Here is a 16,475-nt window from a genome sequence, read left to right on the forward strand (position 1 = left end):
GCGGGGCCGTGCCGCGTGCGGGGCCGTGCCGCGTGCGGGGCCGTGCCGCGTGCGGGGGCTCAGTCGTCGGCGCTCATCCGGCGCCGGTACGCCCCTCCGATGCGCCGGAGCGAGTCGTCCAGGTAGACGACGAGCTGCCGCTCGGCCTCCGCCTTGTCGCCCGCCTGGAGCGCCTGGAGGATCTGCCGGTTGCGGACGAGGTAGGGCTCGTGGAGCCGTTGAGGATCGTCCACGACGTGGAACGCCAGCCGGAGTTCGGCGAAGACGCTGCGCATCAGCTCGTCCGTGCGGGCGCTGCCCGCGAGGGCGACGAGTTCCCGGTGGAAGTGGATGTTGGCGGTGCCCAGCTCGCCCCACTCTTTTTGGACAGCCGCGAGCTGGCCCTGGTGCACGGCCGCCGTGAGCCCGTCGAGCGCGTACGGCGGCTCGCCCAGCCCGCGGACGACGGCGCACTCGACGAGGCGGCGGGTGCGGTAGATGTCCTCGACGTCCTCGGCGGTCAGCACCCGCACGAAGACGCCGCGGTTCAGCTCGTGGACGAGCAGCCGCTCGTGGGTGAGCAGCCGGAACGCCTCGCGGAGCGTGTTGCGGGAGACGCCGAGCGCCCCGCCGATGGCGTCCTCCGACAGCCGGGTCCCGGGCGGGAAGAACCCCTCGGCGATCCGGGTCCGCAGGATGTCCGACACCCGCTCGGCGGTGCTGGTGCGCCCGAGGAGGGCACGGTCGTCGGCCAGTCCCGTGAGCTGATCTGCCCTGCCCTCTGCCATGCCCGGAATTCAACCGCAGACACAAGAACGAAACAACATGGGTATTGAGGGATCGTTGAACAATCCTCTACGTTGCTACGAACCGCACGGCACTGCACGACACCGCACGGCACGACACCGCACGGCACGGCTCAGTCCCAGCACCCTCCGTCCTCACCCAGCGAGGTGCCCATGAGCACGACCCCACCACCGCAGGCCCTGACCACCGACCCCCCACCGGGAACGCGTGAACGGACCGACGCCGACGGCCCGTTGGGCTGGCTGCGCGCCCTCGGCCCGCGCGGCCGACGCGCGTTCGCGGGCGCGTTCGGCGGCTATGCCCTGGACTCGTACGACTACTTCACGCTGCCGCTGAGCATGGTCGCGCTGGCCGCGTACTTCGGCCTGGACAGCGGGCAGACCGGCCTCTTCACCACCGTCACCCTGGTCGTCTCGGCGGTCGGCGGCGCGCTCGCGGGCGTGATCGCGGACCGGGTCGGCCGGGTCAGGGCCCTGATGATCACGGTGATCACGTACGCCGTCTTCACCGTGGCCTGCGGCTTCGCGCCCAACTACGAGACGCTGCTGGTCTTCCGCGCCCTCCAGGGCCTCGGCTTCGGCGGCGAGTGGGCGGTCGGCGCGATCCTGGTCGCGGAGTACGCGAGCGCCCGGCACCGCGGGCGCACCCTCGGCGCGGTCCAGAGTTCCTGGGCCGTGGGCTGGGCGGCGGCCGTGATCGTCTACACGCTGGTGTTCTCCTTCGTCGGCGACGACCTGGCGTGGCGGGTGATGTTCTGGACCGGCGCGCTGCCCGCGCTGCTGGTGGTGTGGATGCGGCGCCGGGTGCACGACGCGCCGCGCGCCACCGCCGTACGCGCGCAGAGCCGTCACACCGGCGGCGCCAAGGCGTCCTTCGTGGCCATCTTCCGGCCCGGTCTGCTGCGCACCACGGTCTTCGCGGTGCTGCTCTCCACCGGAGTGCAGGGCGGCTACTACACGCTGGCGACCTGGGTGCCGACGTACCTGAAGACCGAGCGGGACCTGTCGGTCGTCGGCACGGGCGGCTATCTGACGTTCCTGATCTCGGGCGCCTTCATCGGCTATCTGACGGGCGGTTACCTCACCGACCGGCTGGGCCGCCGCCGCAACATCTGGCTGTTCGCCCTGCTGTCGGCGCTGTGCATCCTGGCGTACGCGAACCTCCCGAGCGGCGCCAACACGCTGCTGCTGGTGCTGGGCTTCCCGCTGGGCTTCTGCATGTCGGCCATCTTCAGCGGCTTCGGGTCGTTCCTGAGCGAGCTGTACCCGACGGCGGTGCGCGGTACGGGACAGGGCTTCACCTACAACACCGGCCGGGCGATCGGCGCCGTCTTCCCCACCACGGTCGGCTTCCTGGCCGACAGTTGGGGCGTGGGCGGCGCGCTGGTGTTCGGCGCGATCGGCTACGGTCTGGCCGCGCTGGCGCTGCTCGGCCTGCCGGAGACCCGCGGGAAGGAGCTGGAGTGAACCGCACCGAGGACCGCCCCACGAACCCGATCACCGAGGACCGCCCCGTGATCCTTGCCGACGAGCACGCGCGCGCGTGGAGCCCGAAGACGGCCCGGGCCCGCTTCCGCGCCGGACTGTCCGGCCCGACCGCCGGGGTCGCCGCCGGGCACACCCAGGTCAACCTGGTCTCGGTGCCCGCCGACTGGGCGTACGACATGCTGCTGTTCTGCCAGCGCAACCCCAAGCCGTGCCCGGTGCTCGACGTGACCGACGCGGGTTCCTGGACGACCGTCCTCGCGGACGGCGCGGACCTGCGCACCGATCTGCCGCGCTACCGGGTGTGGCGGGACGGGGAGCTGGTCGACGAGCCCACGGACGTGCTCGGGCACTGGCGGGACGACCTGGTGACGTTCCTGCTCGGGTGCAGCTTCACCTTCGAGTGGGCGCTCGCCGCCGCGGACGTGCCGATCCGCCACGTCGAGCAGGGCCGCAACGTCCCGATGTACGTGACGAGCCGTCAGTGCCGTCCCGCGGGGCGGCTGCGCGGCCCGCTGGTGGTGTCGATGCGCCCGGTGCCGCCGGGGCGGCTGGCGGCGGCGATCCGGGAGAGCAGCCTGCTCCCGGCGGTGCACGGCGGCCCGGTGCACTGCGGCGACCCGGCGACGCTCGGCATCGACGACCTCGCCCGCCCCGACTTCGGCGACCCGGTGGTCGCCGAACAGGACGACATCCCGGTGTTCTGGGCCTGCGGCGTGACCCCGCAGGCGGCGCTCGCGGCCTCCCGGCCGCCGTTCGCCCTCACCCACGCGCCGGGGCAGATGTTCGTGACCGACGCCCGCGACGACCAGTACCGCGTGGTCTGACCGGACGGCACACGCTCGACCGACCAGGAGAGGGTCCATGACCTCGATCGATCTGAACGCCGACCTCGGTGAGGGGTTCGGCCGCTGGCGGCTCACCGACGACGAACGGCTGCTGTCCGTCGTCACCAGCGCCAACGTGGCCTGCGGCTACCACGCCGGGGACGCGGCCACCATGCGCCGGGTGTGCGAGCTGGCGGCCGAGCGCGGGGTGACGATCGGCGCGCAGGTCTCCTACCGGGACCTCGCGGGGTTCGGGCGGCGCGCGATGGACGTGCCGCCCGCCGAACTGACGGCCGAGGTGGCCTACCAGATCGGCGCCCTGGAGGTCTTCGCGCGCGCGGCGGGCGCCCGCGTGGCCTACGTCAAGCCGCACGGCGCGCTCTACAACCGGGTCGTGCACGACGAGGAGCAGGCCCGCGCGGTCATCGACGGCGTCCTCCTCGCGGATGACACGCTGCCGGTGCTCGGCCTGCCCGGCTCACGGCTGCTGGAACTGGCGGCCAAGGCGGGCCTCACCGACGTCTCCGAGGCGTTCGCGGACCGCGCCTACACCGACGAGGGCACGCTCGTTCCGCGCGGGCACGAGGGCGCCGTGCTCACCGACCCGGAGGCGGTGGTGGAGCGGTCGGTGACCCTGGCCCGCTCCGGGACCGTCACCGCGCACTCCGGCGCCCGGGTCGGGGTACACGCGCGTTCCCTGTGCCTGCACGGCGACACGCCGGGCGCGGTCGAGCTGGCCCGGCGGGTCCGGGAGCGGCTGGAGCGGGCGGGCGTCCGGGTGGAGTCCTTCGCATGAGCGCCCTGCCCGTCCAGCCCGCCCCCACCGCACAGGACCCGCCCGCCCGCATGAGGACCCTGCCCGTCGGCGACGACGCCCTCCTCGTCGAGGTGTCCTCCGGCGACGAGGCGCAGGCCCTCCACGCCGAGTTGCTGCGCCGCCGCGCGGAGGGCACGCTCACGGTCCGCGAGATCGTGCCCGCGGCCCGCACGGTCCTGCTCGACGGCGTCCCCGACCCGGCCCGGCTCGCCGCCGAACTGGCCGCCTCCGCGGTGCCGTCCGTGGCCCCGCGCGCGGGGCGGGTGGTCGAACTGCCGGTGCGCTACGACGGCCCGGACCTGCCGGACGTCGCCGCGCACTGGGGGGTGACCGAGGCGGAGGTGGCCGTGCTGCACGCCGGCACCGAGTTCCGGGTCGCGTTCTGCGGCTTCGCGCCCGGCTTCGGCTATCTGACCGGGCTGCCGCCCCGCTACGACGTCCCGCGCCGGGCCACCCCGCGCACCGCCGTCCCCGCGGGCGCGGTGGCGCTCGCGGGGCCGTACACGGGCGTGTACCCGCGTTCGTCGCCGGGCGGCTGGCAGCTCATCGGCACCACCGACGCGGTGCTGTGGGACCACGCGCGCGTACCGGCCGCGCTGCTGTCGCCGGGCACGCGCGTGCGGTTCGTCCCGGTCGGAGCACCCGCCCCGGCGGTGACCGCATGACCGACCGCGCCCTCGCCGTCGTCCGCCCCGGCGCCCTGACCACCGTGCAGGACCTCGGCCGCCCTGGGCACGCCCACCTCGGCGTGCCCCGCTCCGGCGCGCTCGACGCGCCCGCGGCGGCGCTCGTCAACCGGCTGGTCGGCAACCCGCGCGAGGCGGCCGTCCTGGAGACCACGGTCAACGGCTGTGCGGTGCGCCCCCGTTCCACGGTCACCGTGGCGGTCGGTGGCGCGCCCTGCCCGGTCACGGTCGACGGACGCCCGGTCGCCTGGGGCGCCCCGGTGCGGGTGTCCGCCGGGGCGCTGCTGGACGTCGGCGCGGCGGTGTCCGGCGTCCGCAGCTACGTCGCCTTCTCCGGTGGCATCGCCGTCGAGCCGGTGCTCGGCAGCCGCTCGACGGACCTGCTCTCCGGGCTCGGCCCCGCGCCCCTCACGGACGGCGCCGTACTCCCCCTGGGGCAGGCGACCGGACCGCACGCGCGCGTGGACGTCGCCCCGCAGCCCGGTCCCGCGCCGGAACTCCTCCTGCGGGTGACGCCCGGCCCCCGCGACGACTGGTTCACGCCCGACGCCCTGCGGACGCTCACCACGCGCGCGTACCGGGTGTCGCCCGCGAGCAACCGCGTCGGGCTGCGCACGGAGGGGCCCGTCCTGGAGCGGGCACGGCCGGGTGAACTGCCCAGCGAGGGGATGGTGCTGGGCGCGGTCCAGGTCCCGCCGGACGGCCGTCCGGTCGTCTTCCTCGCCGACCACCCCACCACCGGCGGCTACCCGGTGATCGCCGTCGTCCGCGCCGCCGACCTCTCCGCGGCGGCCCAGGCACGCCCCGGCACGCCGGTCCGCTTCCTGCCCGTACGCCGCCGCTGAAGCCGTGGCGTCACACAGCCGTCCGCCCCCGCCGCTGAAGCCGTAACCACCGAAAGCCCCTACGCCGCCTCCGGCTCCGCCAACGCCGTCAGTGCCGTGGACACCGCGTGGGCCGTGCGCAGGTCGAGCCGGGCGCTCGTCCCGCGCGCGCGGTGGCGCATCTCGTCGGCGGCGAGGCGGAGCAGTTGCGGCAGCAGGTCGGTGCACCTGCGGGCCACCCACCCGGTGCCCGCGGTGGCCAGCCAGCGCAGCCGCGCCGCGCGGCTCGGCGCGGGGAACTCCGGCTCCAGGGCGGGCCCGGCGCCGCTCGCCAGCCCCACGCCCGCCAGCAGCCCGTGGAAGCGCACCGCAAGTTGCCGGTGGCCCCGCTCCCCGGGGTGCAGCCGGTCGGCGCTCCACATCGCGCGGTCGGTGAGCCAGGCGCCCTCGGCGGCGTGCAGGTGGACGGCGCCGTACCGCCGGGAGAGCGCGTGCACCACGGCGTTGACGGCGCGTTGCCGTCGGGCCAGCGGCCGGGCCAGGGCGCCCGGCAGCCCGAGCATCGCGCCGGGGTCGGGCAGGCAGGCGGTCAGCACGACCGCGCCCTGCGCGGCGCAGGCGGCGTACACCTCGTCGAGCCGGGCGGCGACTGCATGGACGTCGAAGGTGCGGCGCAGGGTGTCGTTGACGCCGACGAGGACGGACACGACGTCGGGCCGCAGGTCGAGGGCGACGGGCAGCTGGGTCTCCAGCACGTCACGCGTCTGGGCCCCGCTGACCGCGAGGTTGGTCAGCTCGGCCGGGCGCTCGCCGAGGTCGGCGGCGAGCAGTGCGGCCCAGCCGCGCCACCCGCCGCCCACGGGATCGCCCACGCCCTCGGTGAGCGAGTCACCGAGCGCCACGAACCGGACGGGTCTCATGCCACGCCCCCGCGCGAGACGGCGGGCGGCTCCACCCGGTCGACGGCCACCACTCGATCAACGGCCTCCACCACCCGATCGACAGCCTCCACCCCATCGACAGCCCCCACCCGATCGACAATCCCCACCCGATCGACGGCCTCCACCCGCCCGGCACCCCCGGCGTCATGCGCCGCGAGGAACGCCGCCACCGCCGTGTCCCACCCGAAGCACTCCGCACGCGCGCGTGCCGCCTCCCGCCGCTCGGCCTCACCCCGCGCGAGCAGCAGGGCGACGGCGTCCGCGAAGGCGTCCCCGTGGTCGGCGGCGGTGGCCCCGGCGGCGCCGATCACCTCGGGCAGCGCGGAGGAGGCGCTGGCCACGACGGGCGTCCCGCACGCCATGGCCTCCAGCGCGGCGAGCCCGAAGGTCTCCGCGGGCCCCGGCGCGAGGCACACGTCGGCCGACGCCTGGAGCGCGCCGAGCAGGGCGCGGTCGGCGACGTGCCCGAGGAAGGTCACCGGCAGGTCCCGTTCGGCCGCCCGCTGCTCCAGCCGCCCGCGCAGCGGCCCGTCCCCGGCGACCACCAGCACCGCCCTCTCACCGCGCCGCAGCAGCGCCTCCAGGGCGTCGAGCGCGGTGCCGGGCCGCTTCTCCACGGAGAGCCGGGAGCACATCACCAGCAGCCGCTCCCCCACGCGCGCGTGCAGCTCGCGCACCGCCGGGTCCCGCAGCGCCGGGTGCCGGGTCACCAGGTCGACGCCGAGCGGGGCCCGTACGACGTTGGTGGCGCCGATGCGGACGAACTCCCGTTCGGCGAACTCGGTGGTGCACACCACGCGCGCGTAGGCGTGCGCGGTGCGGGTGTTGAGCGCGTCGGCGGCGCGCCGGGACATGCCCTCGGAGAGCCCCCAGGTGCGCAGCACGCCGTCGGCGGTCTCGTGGGAGACCATCACCGCGGGCACCCGCGCGCGCCGTGCCCACCGCCCGGTCCACCGGAGCGTCGTACGGTCGGAGACCTCAAGGCGGTCGGGGGCGAGGTCCTCCAGCAGGGCGGCCACGCGCCGTTTGTCGGTGAGGACGCGGTAGCCGCCGGTGCCGGGCAGCAACGGGCCGGGCAGGGTGATCACCCGCCCCTGTTCGGTGTCGCGGTCGGTGTGCCGCTCGCCGGGCACCACCAGCACCGGCTCGTGGCCCGCCGCCAGGAAGCCCCGGCCCAGCTCGCGCAGGGCGGTGCGCAGGCCCCCGGAGGCGGGCGCGACGAAGTTGGCCAGCCGGACGATCCGCAGCCCGCTCATGCCGCCATCACCGCCGCCCGCGCGGCGAGGACGTCCTCGTAGTGCTCGATCAGCCGGTCCCCGATCGCCGCCCAGGTGCGCCCCTCGACGGTGGCGCGCGCGGCGGTGCCGTAGGCGGCGCGCAGCGCGGGGTCTGCGGCCAGGGCGGCCACCGCGTCGCGTACGGCGTCGGCGTCGCCCGGCGGGACGAGCAGCCCGGTACGGCCGTGGTCGACGAGGTCGAGCGGGCCGCCCACGGCGGGCGCGACGACCGGCACGCCGCTGGCCATGGCCTCCTGCACGGTCTGGCAGAAGGTCTCGAAGGGGCCGGTGTGCACGAAGAGGTCCAGGGAGGCGAAGATCCGCGCGAGGTCGTCCCCGCCGCGGCGGCCGAGGAAGACCGCGCCGGGCAGCGCCTCCTCCAGGCCGGGACGGCTCGGTCCGTCGCCCACGACGACGACGCGCACGCCGGGCAGGGCGCAGGCCCCGGCGAGCAGGTCGATGTGCTTCTCGGGGGCGAGACGGCCGACGTAGCCGACGATCAGCTCGCCGTTGGGGGCGAGTTCGCGGCGCAGGGCGGCGTCACGGCGGTCGGGGCGGAACCGGTCGGTGTCGACGCCGCGCGGCCACAGCCGTACCCGGGGCACGCCGTGGGCCTCCAGGTCGCCCAGGGAGGCGCTGGAGGGCGCCAGGGTGCGGTCGGCGGCGGAGTGCACGGAGCGGATCCGCCGCCAGGCGGCGGCCTCACCGGCGCCCACGTAGGTGCGGGCGTACCCGGCCAGGTCGGTCTGGTAGACGGCGACGGCGGGGATGCCGAGCCGGGCGGCGGCGGCCATGCCGCGCACGCCGAGGATGAAGGGGCTGGCCAGGTGGACGACGTCCGCGCGGTGTTCGATGAGCGCGGCGGCCAGGCGTCGGCTGGGGAGGGCGACGCGGACCTGGGGGTAGCCGGGGAGCGGGAGGGAGGGGACGTGGACCACGGGGCACGGCGCCAGGGTGGCGTCGGCCTTGCTGCCCGGAGCGGGCGCCGGTGCGACGACGAGGGGAGCGTGACCGCGGTCGACGAGGTGTCGGGCGGTCTGGAGCGCGCAGTGTGCCACGCCGTTCACATCGGGGGGAAAGGATTCGGTCACGATGACGACACGCATACGGGTGTTGTCGCCGTACCGGACGTGGCCACGTCAACGTGGATCTTTCCTGGCGAGGAACGTCCCATGAGCTTCTGGATCGGCACATGCGCAGGTCAGGGCGCGTCCACGCGCACCTGACCCGCGAGTCACCCCTCGTTCACACTGCGGGCGCGTCGGGGCCGATCCGGCTGCGTACGGCGGTCTGGACCTCGTCCTCCTCGGCTGGATCCGCCGCCAGTCGCCGCAGGCGTTCCACGACCCGGGCGTCGCCGGTCTCGGCGTGCCGGGCGGCGAGTTCGCGGGTGGTCTCCTCGCAGTCCCACAGGCATTCGACGGCGAACCCGGTGGCGAAGGAGGGGTCGGTGGCGGCGAGCGCGCGGGCGGCCCGGCCGCGGAGGTGGGAGGAGGCGGTCTCGCGGTAGACGTGGCGCAGCACGGGCGCCGCGCAGGCGATGCCGAGCCGTCCGGCGCCGTCGGTGAGGGTCCACAGGGTGGGCGCGTCGGGGCCCTCGGTGCGGACGGCCTCGCGCAGGGCGCCGAGGACGAGGTCGCTGTCCCGGGCGGTGCCGCGGCAGGCGAGCATCCGTCCGGCGGCGGCGCCGAGCGCGTCGGGCCGCTGGGCCCAGCCGCGGGCCCGGTCGACGGCGGCGACGCCGCGCATCCGTTCGAAGGCGTCGACGGCGGCCTCCACGACGACCGCGGTGCCGGTGGCGACGGCGTTGTCGATCAGGTCGAGGGCGTCGGAGTCGTTGCCGTCGGCGAGGTAGCGCAGGGCGGTACAGCGGGCGCCGTCGGAGCCGTCCTTGGCGGCCTGCACGATCTCGGCCCGGTCCTCGGGGCCCGCGACGGCGCTGAGACAGCGGGCGGCGGGCACATGGAGGGCGGCGCCGCGTTCGAGGCCCTGCTGGGCCCATTCGAACACGGCCCGCACGCTCCAGCCGGGGCGGGGCCCGGAGGGCCGCATCTGCCGCTGCCAGCGGTCGAAGCAGCCGGTCTCCTGGGCGGCGCGCACGCGCGTGGCGATCGCCTCGCGCGGGTCCTCCGCCCACAGCCGCCAGGGCCGCGGCTCGAACGCGTCGCGTACGGCGACGGCCAGCTCGGCCTCGCCCTGCGCGTCGGCGGGGAACCGAGCGAGGACGGGCACGGCCAGGGCGCGCAGCCCGGCGTCGTCGTCGCGCAGCGCCAGCTCGTCCAGGGCCCAGGCCCAGTTCGAGCCCTCGGCGGCGTACCTGCGCAGCAGGTCGAGCGCGTCGCGGCGGCCGTAGGAGGCGAGGTGGCCGAGGACGGCGAGGGCGAGTCCGGTGCGGGACTCGTCGCTGTCGAGGATGTCCTCGGCGTCGAACAGGTGCGCCTCGATGGCGTCCAGTTCGCCGCTCAGGTCGAGGTAGAGACGGGCGTAGTAGAGGGAGCGGTTCTCCACCTGCCAGTCGTGGCGGGGGTCGCTCAGCACGCACTGGTTCAGTGCCGCGAGCGCTTCCGCGCGGGGGGCGGTGAGCGCGTGCAGTGTGCCGTCGCCGCGGCCCCGCTGGAGCAGGCCGAGCAGCGTACCGCTGGGCGCTATGACCGGATCGAACATGGGAAACAGCCTCACATCAAGCGTCGACGCAACCGGGGAACGTGCACTACCTGGCCGCGTGACAACACGTCGGGGCGCCCGCCGTCTCTTGCTTGCTGTAGACCATCTTCCTCTGCCTCTCGTCAAGTGGCCCGAACGGACCCATCACGGTCCGCGCGGTGCGGCAACACCTGCCCAGCCATCGCGTCCGTGAATCACGACGTCATGATGACTCGGCGGTTATCCGTACCGCGACCGAAATTTCCGGCGGCCTTCTCCCGCCTCCCCCGTTTTCCGTGCTTTACCTGCCCTGGCGAGGTTTCCGCGCAGGTCAGGGCGTTCGGATCAGTGTGCGCCGAACAATTCCAGCAGTTCCGTCTTGCCGAACATGCGGGCTGTGTCAACGGCCGAGGGAGTTCCCGCGGCGGGGTCGGCGCCGCCCTCCAGAAGGGCTTTGATCACTTCCGGCTCACCCTTGAAGACGGCCCCCGCGAGCGGCGTCTGACCCCGGTCGTTGACGTGGTCCGCCGCCGCGCCCCGGGTGAGCAGCGCGCGCACCGTGGTCGCGTGGCCGTGGTAGGCGGCGAGCATCACGAGGGAGTCGCCGCGGTCGTTGGTGAGGTTGGCCGGAACACCCGCGTCGACATAGGCCACCAGCGCCTCGGTCTGCCCTCGCCGGGCCAGATCGAAGATCTTGGTCGCGAGTTCCACGACCTCGGGGTCGGGGACTTCGGTCATCGGCGGGACCGCCTCTCACTACGAGCTTCGGGGACTGCGGGTACGCCGAGGCGTCGCCAGGGCGTACGGGTACGACAGGGTGCTACGGCCGCGAGCGGTGCGGCCGTCCGGGTGATTCGCCAGGGTACTTGCTGAACGCGCACATGGCGGGCCGCGCCCGCGGCAAAGATCACCAATGCGCCGCCAGGACGCAACCGCGCTGGTCAGACGCGCCGACACCACCTCGGCCACCCGGGCGAAATTCCGGGAATTTCACTCAGTTGCACCTTTTGTCGTATGGATACATGCTGTGAGCCTGGAAGTACTCATGGTGACTGTCCCCTCACACCAGGAGACCTCATGATTCTCTCCATCTCAGGCGTCGTCCTGCTCGGCATCGTCGTGTTCATCTTCCTCCGCAAGGACGGACTGAAGACGTCGCACGCGCTGATCACGGCCCTGTTCGGCTTCTACCTCGCGAGTACCGCGATCGCCCCGAGCATCAAGGCGGGCGGCGAGAGCCTCGCGAGCCTCCTGGGAGGCATCAAGTTCTGACCCGTCCCCCCGTCCCCCACCCCCACTCCCCACCCACCCGTACGCACCACCAGGAGACAGCAGTGGCCCGGCGCCCCCTCCCCCGCATCCTGACGAACGGCAGCGCACAGCTCGCCCGCAGCCGGGAGCTGGCCCGGACGGCGGCCGACAGCGCCACCGACGTCCTCCACCCGCTGATCACCATCACGCGCGGGCTGCGCCGACTGGCCTCGGCCGGGCGGCGCAAGTGGGCCGACACCCCCAAGGACAGGCGGGGTCCCCTGCTGTTCCTGGTGGCCTCGGTGATCCTGGTGGTCGCCCTCGTGCCGTACGGCCCGCTGCTCGCCGTCATCACCCTGATGGCGGCGGCGGCGTGGCAGGGCCGGGACCGCACCCCACCGGCCCCGGACGGCCCCGACGAGACCCAGGCCCAGCGGCTCAGGTCGCTCTACGAGGCGCTGGTGCCGTACTTCTCCGCCGCCGAGGACCCCGAGCCGGTCTACAGCCACGGCGGCGACTGGGAGAAGGCCCTGACGGCGTACGACTTCGACGCCTCGGGCCGCCTCACCCGGCTGGTCATCGACTACCCCGCCTACTTCACCGACGGCGAGCCCGAGTCCCGCGCGCGCATCGAGCAGTTGCTCACCGCGAAGTCGGGCCGGGGCCGCGAGTACCACTTCGACTGGGACGAGGAGGGCAACCAGCTCACGGTGACCGCCCTCGCGCCCCTGCCCACCGACGTCGCCGCGCAGCGCTTCGTCACCGCGCCCGGCGAGACCGTCCTCGGCTTCACCGACCCGACCGAGGTCCAGCGCACGCTGCCCCTCACCTACGGCGAGGAGCGGCACGACACCCCGCCGGTCGTCTGGCGCACCGGCCTGCGCTCCACCGAGCCCCACCTGCTGGCGCTGGGCCAGCCCGGCAGCGGCACCTCCACCCTGCTGCGCTCCATCGCGCTCCAGGCCCTCCAGTACGGCGACGTCGTCATCATCGAGGGCGGCGGCACCGGCGAGTACGCCTGCCTGACCGGCCGGGACGGCGTCCTCGCCGTCGAGTGCGCGCTCGCCGGGGCGCTGACCAGCCTGGAGTGGGCGGCGCACGAGACGGAGCGCCGTCTGATCGCTGTCAACCGCGCCCGGCAGGCGGGCGATCCGCCGCCGGACGACACCAGGCGTCCCCTGTGGCTCCTCCTGGACCGCCCCAGCGCCTTCACCCACATCGCCGCCGCGGAGGGCCACAAGGACCCGCAGTCCCTGCTCCAGGTCCCGCTGCGGCACGGCCGCGCGGTGGGCGTCACGGTGGTCGTCGCCGAGCAGTTCGACTGCGTGGACGCGCTGAGCGAGCCGGTACGGCAGCACACGCGCGCGCGTGTCGTCCTCGGCCCCGCCACCGCCGTACAACTGGAGGAGTACCTCGGCGCCCGGCCGCAGACCACGCCGGTCACGCAGGTCCCGCCCGGCCGCGGTTACGCCCGGCTGGGCACCGGCCCGGTGCTGCGGCTCCAGGTCCCGGCGACCCCGGACCCGTACGACGACGCGACCTCGGACGCGCACCGGCGGGCGGTCCTCGACCTGCTGCCGCCGCGCACGACCCCGGCGGACGGCGAGATCGGGACCGGGGTCGAAGCCGAGACCGGGACCGAGAGGGAGACGGAGACCGAGGCTGCACCGGAGCACCTCAAGAAGAGCCTCACCAAGAGCCCGGCCGAACCCGTCACCGAGCGGCCCGCCCCCGAGTCCCCCGCCGAACCGGCCCCCGAGCCCGCGCCCCGGCGCACCCCGGTCCCCACCCTGGACCAGCCGGACCCGGACCAGGACCAGGACCCGGCCCTGGCCCCGGACCCGGTCCCGGCGAAGGCGGCGGCGGAGACCCCGTAGGACGGAGCCCGCACGGGACGGACCCGCCGTACGGCTACGCCACGAACGTCCGCGGCGTCTCCCCGCCCGCCGCGCCCCCGCTCTCCACCAGCCGCGCCGCCGCCGCCAGCCGCGCCGCGGCCTCCTCGGCCACCGCGCCGCCCACGGTGAACGGCAGCCGCACATACCCCTCGAAGGCGCCGTCGACTCCGAAGCGGGGCCCGGACGGCACCCGGACGCCCACCCGCTCCCCCGCCTCCGCGAGCCGCGACCCCGACAGCCCCCCGGCGCGCACCCACAGCGTGAGCCCGCCGCGGGGCACCTCGAACTCCCAGCCGGGCAGCTCCCGCCGTACCGCGGCGACCAGCGCGTCCCGGTTGTCGCGGGCCTGCGCACGGCGGATCTCCACCGCCTGCTCCCACCCCCCGGTGCCGAACAGCCAGTTGACGGCGAGCTGCTCGAGCACCGGTGTGCCCAGGTCGGCGTAGGCGCGGGCGGCGACCAGGCTGCGGATCACGTCCGGGGCGGCCCGCACCCAGCCGATGCGCATCCCCGCCCAGAACGCCTTGCTGGCCGACCCGACGGTGATCACCGTGGACCCGGCGGGGTCGAACCCGCACACCTGACGGGGCATGGTCACGTCGTCGTCCAGCCACAGCTCGGTCATCGTCTCGTCCGCGACCAGCACGGTCCCGGCCGAGCGGGCCGCCTCCACCAGCCGCCGCCGCTGGTCCTCGTCGGCCAGCGCGCCGGTCGGGTTGTGGAAGTCCGCGACGACATAGGCGAGCCGCGGCGCCGCCTCCCGCAGCACCTGCCGCCAGCGGTCCATGTCCCACCCGGCGAGCCCCTCGGCCATCGCCACGGGCACCAGCCGGGCGCCCGTCTCCCGCATGAGCTGGAGGATGTTGGCGTACGACGGCGACTCCACCGCGATCCGCTCACCGCGCCCCGCGAACAGGTGGCAGATGGCGTCCATGGCGCCCATCGCCCCGGTCGTCACCATGATCTGCTCGGGCATGGTGGGAATCCCGCGCGCGGTGTACCGGTCCGCGATCGTGGCGCGCAGCGCGGGCAGCCCGGCCGGGTAGTCGCCGTGCGTGTGCGCGTAGGGCGGCAGCTCCTCCAACGCGCCCCGTACGGCCCGGGTGAGCCAGGGCTCGGGGGCGGGGAGCGCGGCGGTGCCGAGGTCGATCATCGAGCCGAGCGCCTCGGGCGGCAGCGGTTCGAGGCCCCGCGCGGGCAGTGGGTTACCGGCTGGTACGGCGGTCCAGCTACCGGCCCCGCGCCGGGACTCCAGGAACCCCTCGCCGCGCAGCGCCTCGTAGGCGGCGGCGACCGTCGTACGGCTGACGGAGAGCGACAGGGCGAGTTCGCGCTCGGCGGGCAGCCGGGCGGCCACCGGGACCCGCCCTTCGAGCACCAGCAGCCGGATGCCGTCGGCGAGCGCGCGGTAGGCGGGCGGACGGCGCGTCCCCGGGCCCGCGGGCCGCTCCTGCTGCGACATGAGCAGCCGGGCGAGCTGCGCCGCCCCCACCGCCGAGGTCCACTGCGCCATGCGAATCAGTCCACCTTCCCCGAATTGGCCATGGATGGCCCTGCTGCACAAGCCACAGAGTGGCACGCGCCAGTCCACTCCACCATCGGGGGGCACTTTATGCCTACGCAGGGACACGTCCCGCGCCGCTTGACGCAGCTCTACGTCGGTCTCGCGCTGTACGGCGCCAGCTCCGCCCTCCTGGTCCGCGCGGGCCTCGGCCTGGAGCCGTGGAACGTGCTGCACCAGGGCCTCGCGGAACGCACCGGCCTGACCATCGGCGTGGTGTCGATCATCGTCGGCGCGGTGGTCCTGCTGCTGTGGATCCCGCTGCGGCAGCGCCCCGGGCTCGGCACCGTCTCCAACGTCTTCGTCGTCGGCCTCGCGATGGACGGCACCCTCGCCCTGGTCCCCGACGCGCACGCCCTCGCCGTCCGCGTCCCGCTGCTGCTGGCCGGGATCGTGCTGAACGGCGTGGCGACCGGCCTCTACATCGCGGCCCGCTTCGGACCCGGCCCGCGCGACGGCCTGATGACCGGCCTGCACCGGCGCACCGGCCGCTCGATCCGCCTGATGCGCACGGCGGTCGAGGTGGCCGTCGTGGTCACCGGCTTCGCGCTGGGCGGCACCATCGGCGTCGGGACGCTGCTGTACGCGCTGTCGATCGGTCCGCTCGCCCAGCTCTTCCTGCGCGTCTTCGCCGTCCCCCCGGCATCCGGCGGCAGCACGGTCGTTGCCGCCGCGCCACCGCGGCGCGCGATACTGCGACGGTGACCCCGCGGATACGCCACCCCTACCTCGACCACCCCGGCCCCATCCCGTTCGCCCACCGGGGCGGCGCGGCGGACGGACTGGAGAACACCGTCCTGCAGTTCCGGCGCGCGGTCGAGACCGGGTACCGCTACCTGGAGACCGACGTGCACGCCACCCGCGACGGCAGGCTGGTCGCCTTCCACGACGCGACCCTTGACCGGGTGACCGACGGGGCGGGCCGGATCGCCGACCTGCCGTGGGCGGACGTACGGCACGCGCGCGTGGCGGGCCGCGAGCCGGTGCCGCTCTTCGAGGAGCTGCTGGAGACGTTCCCCGAGGTCCGCTGGAACGTGGACGTCAAGGCGGAGCCCGCGCTGCACCCGCTGCTCGACCTGATCGCCCGCGCCGACGCCTGGGACCGGATCTGCGTCGGCTCGTTCTCCGAGGCCCGGGTGGTGCGCGCCCAGCGGCTGGCCGGACCGCGCCTGGCGACGTCGTACGGCACCCGGGGGGTGCTCAACCTGCGGCTGCGGTCCTGGGGCGTTCCGGCGGCGCTGCGCCGCTCGGCGGTGGCGGCGCAGGTGCCCGAGGCGCAGTCCGGCATCCAGGTGGTCGACCACCGCTTCGTCCGTACCGCCCACGCGCGCGGGCTCCAGGTGCACGTCTGGACGATCAACGAGCCGGAGCGGATGCACCGTCTCCTCGACCTGGGCGTCGATGGCATCATGACCGATCACATCGACACACTGCGCAAGGTCATGGAGGAGCGGGGCGCCTGGGTCTGACCCCGGTCCGC

Annotated in this window: 16 protein-coding genes; 9 read left to right on the top strand and 7 right to left on the bottom strand. The window is 74.9% G+C overall.

Annotated features, from left to right (window positions below; translation table 11 throughout):
• Positions 1 to 59: 59 nt before the first annotated feature.
• Positions 60 to 767 carry a GntR family transcriptional regulator gene (locus tag ACFQZ6_RS05325; RefSeq protein ID WP_381605194.1) on the bottom strand — a complete coding sequence of 236 codons (708 nt, stop codon included), beginning with the start codon at positions 765 to 767 and terminating at the stop codon, positions 60 to 62.
• Positions 768 to 938: 171 nt separating this feature from the next.
• Here ACFQZ6_RS05325 and ACFQZ6_RS05330 point away from each other — a divergent pair, with 171 nt between their 5' ends.
• From ACFQZ6_RS05330 to ACFQZ6_RS05350, 5 genes are read left to right on the top strand one after another with little or no spacing between them, the layout of a single operon-like run.
• Positions 939 to 2,252 carry an MFS transporter gene (locus ACFQZ6_RS05330; protein ID WP_381605195.1) on the top strand — a complete coding sequence of 438 codons (1,314 nt, stop codon included), beginning with the start codon at positions 939 to 941 and terminating at the stop codon, positions 2,250 to 2,252.
• Positions 2,249 to 3,097 carry a putative hydro-lyase gene (locus tag ACFQZ6_RS05335; RefSeq protein ID WP_381605196.1) on the top strand — a complete coding sequence of 283 codons (849 nt, stop codon included), beginning with the start codon at positions 2,249 to 2,251 and terminating at the stop codon, positions 3,095 to 3,097. Before ACFQZ6_RS05330 ends, ACFQZ6_RS05335 begins: the two co-directional genes overlap by 4 nt.
• A gap of 37 nt (positions 3,098 to 3,134) precedes the next feature.
• Positions 3,135 to 3,893: a LamB/YcsF family protein gene (locus ACFQZ6_RS05340; protein ID WP_381605197.1), complete on the top strand. Its 759-nt coding sequence runs from the start codon at positions 3,135 to 3,137 to the stop codon at positions 3,891 to 3,893.
• 50 nt (positions 3,894 to 3,943) lie between these two features.
• On the top strand, positions 3,944 to 4,579 hold the full coding sequence (locus ACFQZ6_RS05345) for a 5-oxoprolinase subunit B family protein (RefSeq protein ID WP_381618088.1): 636 nt from the start codon (positions 3,944 to 3,946) through the stop codon (positions 4,577 to 4,579).
• Positions 4,576 to 5,445, top strand: coding sequence for a 5-oxoprolinase subunit C family protein (locus ACFQZ6_RS05350; protein WP_381605198.1), 870 nt, complete (start codon positions 4,576 to 4,578; stop codon positions 5,443 to 5,445). The genes ACFQZ6_RS05345 and ACFQZ6_RS05350 overlap by 4 nt, the downstream gene beginning before the upstream one ends.
• 59 nt (positions 5,446 to 5,504) lie before the next feature.
• Here ACFQZ6_RS05350 and ACFQZ6_RS05355 read toward each other — a convergent pair whose 3' ends face one another.
• The 5 genes from ACFQZ6_RS05355 to ACFQZ6_RS05375 form a co-directional block, all read right to left on the bottom strand.
• Positions 5,505 to 6,344, bottom strand: coding sequence for an SGNH/GDSL hydrolase family protein (locus ACFQZ6_RS05355; RefSeq protein ID WP_381605199.1), 840 nt, complete (start codon positions 6,342 to 6,344; stop codon positions 5,505 to 5,507).
• The gene (locus ACFQZ6_RS05360; protein ID WP_381605200.1) at positions 6,341 to 7,621 is read right to left on the bottom strand and encodes a glycosyltransferase; all 1,281 of its coding nucleotides are present in this window, start codon (positions 7,619 to 7,621) and stop codon (positions 6,341 to 6,343) included. Before ACFQZ6_RS05360 ends, ACFQZ6_RS05355 begins: the two co-directional genes overlap by 4 nt.
• Positions 7,618 to 8,748: a glycosyltransferase family 4 protein gene (locus ACFQZ6_RS05365; protein ID WP_381605201.1), complete on the bottom strand. Its 1,131-nt coding sequence runs from the start codon at positions 8,746 to 8,748 to the stop codon at positions 7,618 to 7,620. The genes ACFQZ6_RS05360 and ACFQZ6_RS05365 overlap by 4 nt, the downstream gene beginning before the upstream one ends.
• 139 nt (positions 8,749 to 8,887) lie before the next feature.
• The gene (locus ACFQZ6_RS05370) at positions 8,888 to 10,306 is read right to left on the bottom strand and encodes a HEAT repeat domain-containing protein (protein WP_381605202.1); all 1,419 of its coding nucleotides are present in this window, start codon (positions 10,304 to 10,306) and stop codon (positions 8,888 to 8,890) included.
• Between the two features lie 324 nt (positions 10,307 to 10,630).
• Positions 10,631 to 11,023 (bottom strand): ankyrin repeat domain-containing protein, encoded by a 393-nt coding sequence (locus tag ACFQZ6_RS05375; protein ID WP_381605203.1) that lies wholly within the window; start codon positions 11,021 to 11,023, stop codon positions 10,631 to 10,633.
• 339 nt (positions 11,024 to 11,362) lie between these two features.
• On the opposite strand from ACFQZ6_RS05375, the gene ACFQZ6_RS05380 reads away from it, so the two are divergent.
• Positions 11,363 to 11,557, top strand: coding sequence for a hypothetical protein (locus ACFQZ6_RS05380; RefSeq protein ID WP_381605204.1), 195 nt, complete (start codon positions 11,363 to 11,365; stop codon positions 11,555 to 11,557).
• Between the two features lie 62 nt (positions 11,558 to 11,619).
• Positions 11,620 to 13,413: a hypothetical protein gene (locus ACFQZ6_RS05385; protein ID WP_381605205.1), complete on the top strand. Its 1,794-nt coding sequence runs from the start codon at positions 11,620 to 11,622 to the stop codon at positions 13,411 to 13,413.
• A gap of 34 nt (positions 13,414 to 13,447) precedes the next feature.
• Here ACFQZ6_RS05385 and ACFQZ6_RS05390 read toward each other — a convergent pair whose 3' ends face one another.
• Complete coding sequence (locus tag ACFQZ6_RS05390) at positions 13,448 to 14,947, bottom strand: SCO1417 family MocR-like transcription factor (protein ID WP_381605206.1); 1,500 nt, start codon at positions 14,945 to 14,947, stop codon at positions 13,448 to 13,450.
• A gap of 99 nt (positions 14,948 to 15,046) precedes the next feature.
• On the opposite strand from ACFQZ6_RS05390, the gene yczE reads away from it, so the two are divergent.
• Together yczE and ACFQZ6_RS05400 are read left to right on the top strand one after the other, a co-directional pair.
• Positions 15,047 to 15,700 (top strand): membrane protein YczE, encoded by a 654-nt coding sequence (gene yczE / locus ACFQZ6_RS05395; protein WP_381605207.1) that lies wholly within the window; start codon positions 15,047 to 15,049, stop codon positions 15,698 to 15,700.
• Positions 15,697 to 16,464, top strand: coding sequence for a glycerophosphodiester phosphodiesterase (locus ACFQZ6_RS05400; protein WP_381605208.1), 768 nt, complete (start codon positions 15,697 to 15,699; stop codon positions 16,462 to 16,464). Before yczE ends, ACFQZ6_RS05400 begins: the two co-directional genes overlap by 4 nt.
• Positions 16,465 to 16,475 lie beyond the last annotated feature (11 nt).

This window comes from Streptomyces flavalbus (genome assembly GCF_042674625.1).
In the GTDB taxonomy this organism is placed as follows: Bacteria; Actinomycetota; Actinomycetes; order Streptomycetales; family Streptomycetaceae; genus Streptomyces; species Streptomyces flavalbus.

Bases quoted from the DNA above. Each gene is read 5' to 3' on its own strand.
- ACFQZ6_RS05370 (WP_381605202.1), bottom strand. From the start codon at position 10,306: ATGTTCGATCCGGTCATAGCGCCCAGCGGTACGCTGCTCGGCCTGCTC.
- ACFQZ6_RS05380 (WP_381605204.1), top strand. From the start codon at position 11,363: ATGATTCTCTCCATCTCAGGCGTCGTCCTGCTCGGCATCGTCGTGTTC.
- ACFQZ6_RS05340 (WP_381605197.1), top strand. From the start codon at position 3,135: ATGACCTCGATCGATCTGAACGCCGACCTCGGTGAGGGGTTCGGCCGC.
- yczE (WP_381605207.1), top strand. From the start codon at position 15,047: ATGCCTACGCAGGGACACGTCCCGCGCCGCTTGACGCAGCTCTACGTC.
- ACFQZ6_RS05355 (WP_381605199.1), bottom strand. From the start codon at position 6,344: ATGAGACCCGTCCGGTTCGTGGCGCTCGGTGACTCGCTCACCGAGGGC.
- ACFQZ6_RS05390 (WP_381605206.1), bottom strand. From the start codon at position 14,947: ATGGCGCAGTGGACCTCGGCGGTGGGGGCGGCGCAGCTCGCCCGGCTG.
- ACFQZ6_RS05330 (WP_381605195.1), top strand. From the start codon at position 939: ATGAGCACGACCCCACCACCGCAGGCCCTGACCACCGACCCCCCACCG.
- ACFQZ6_RS05375 (WP_381605203.1), bottom strand. From the start codon at position 11,023: ATGACCGAAGTCCCCGACCCCGAGGTCGTGGAACTCGCGACCAAGATC.
- ACFQZ6_RS05325 (WP_381605194.1), bottom strand. From the start codon at position 767: ATGGCAGAGGGCAGGGCAGATCAGCTCACGGGACTGGCCGACGACCGT.
- ACFQZ6_RS05360 (WP_381605200.1), bottom strand. From the start codon at position 7,621: ATGAGCGGGCTGCGGATCGTCCGGCTGGCCAACTTCGTCGCGCCCGCC.
- ACFQZ6_RS05365 (WP_381605201.1), bottom strand. From the start codon at position 8,748: ATGCGTGTCGTCATCGTGACCGAATCCTTTCCCCCCGATGTGAACGGC.
- ACFQZ6_RS05345 (WP_381618088.1), top strand. From the start codon at position 3,944: ATGAGGACCCTGCCCGTCGGCGACGACGCCCTCCTCGTCGAGGTGTCC.
- ACFQZ6_RS05350 (WP_381605198.1), top strand. From the start codon at position 4,576: ATGACCGACCGCGCCCTCGCCGTCGTCCGCCCCGGCGCCCTGACCACC.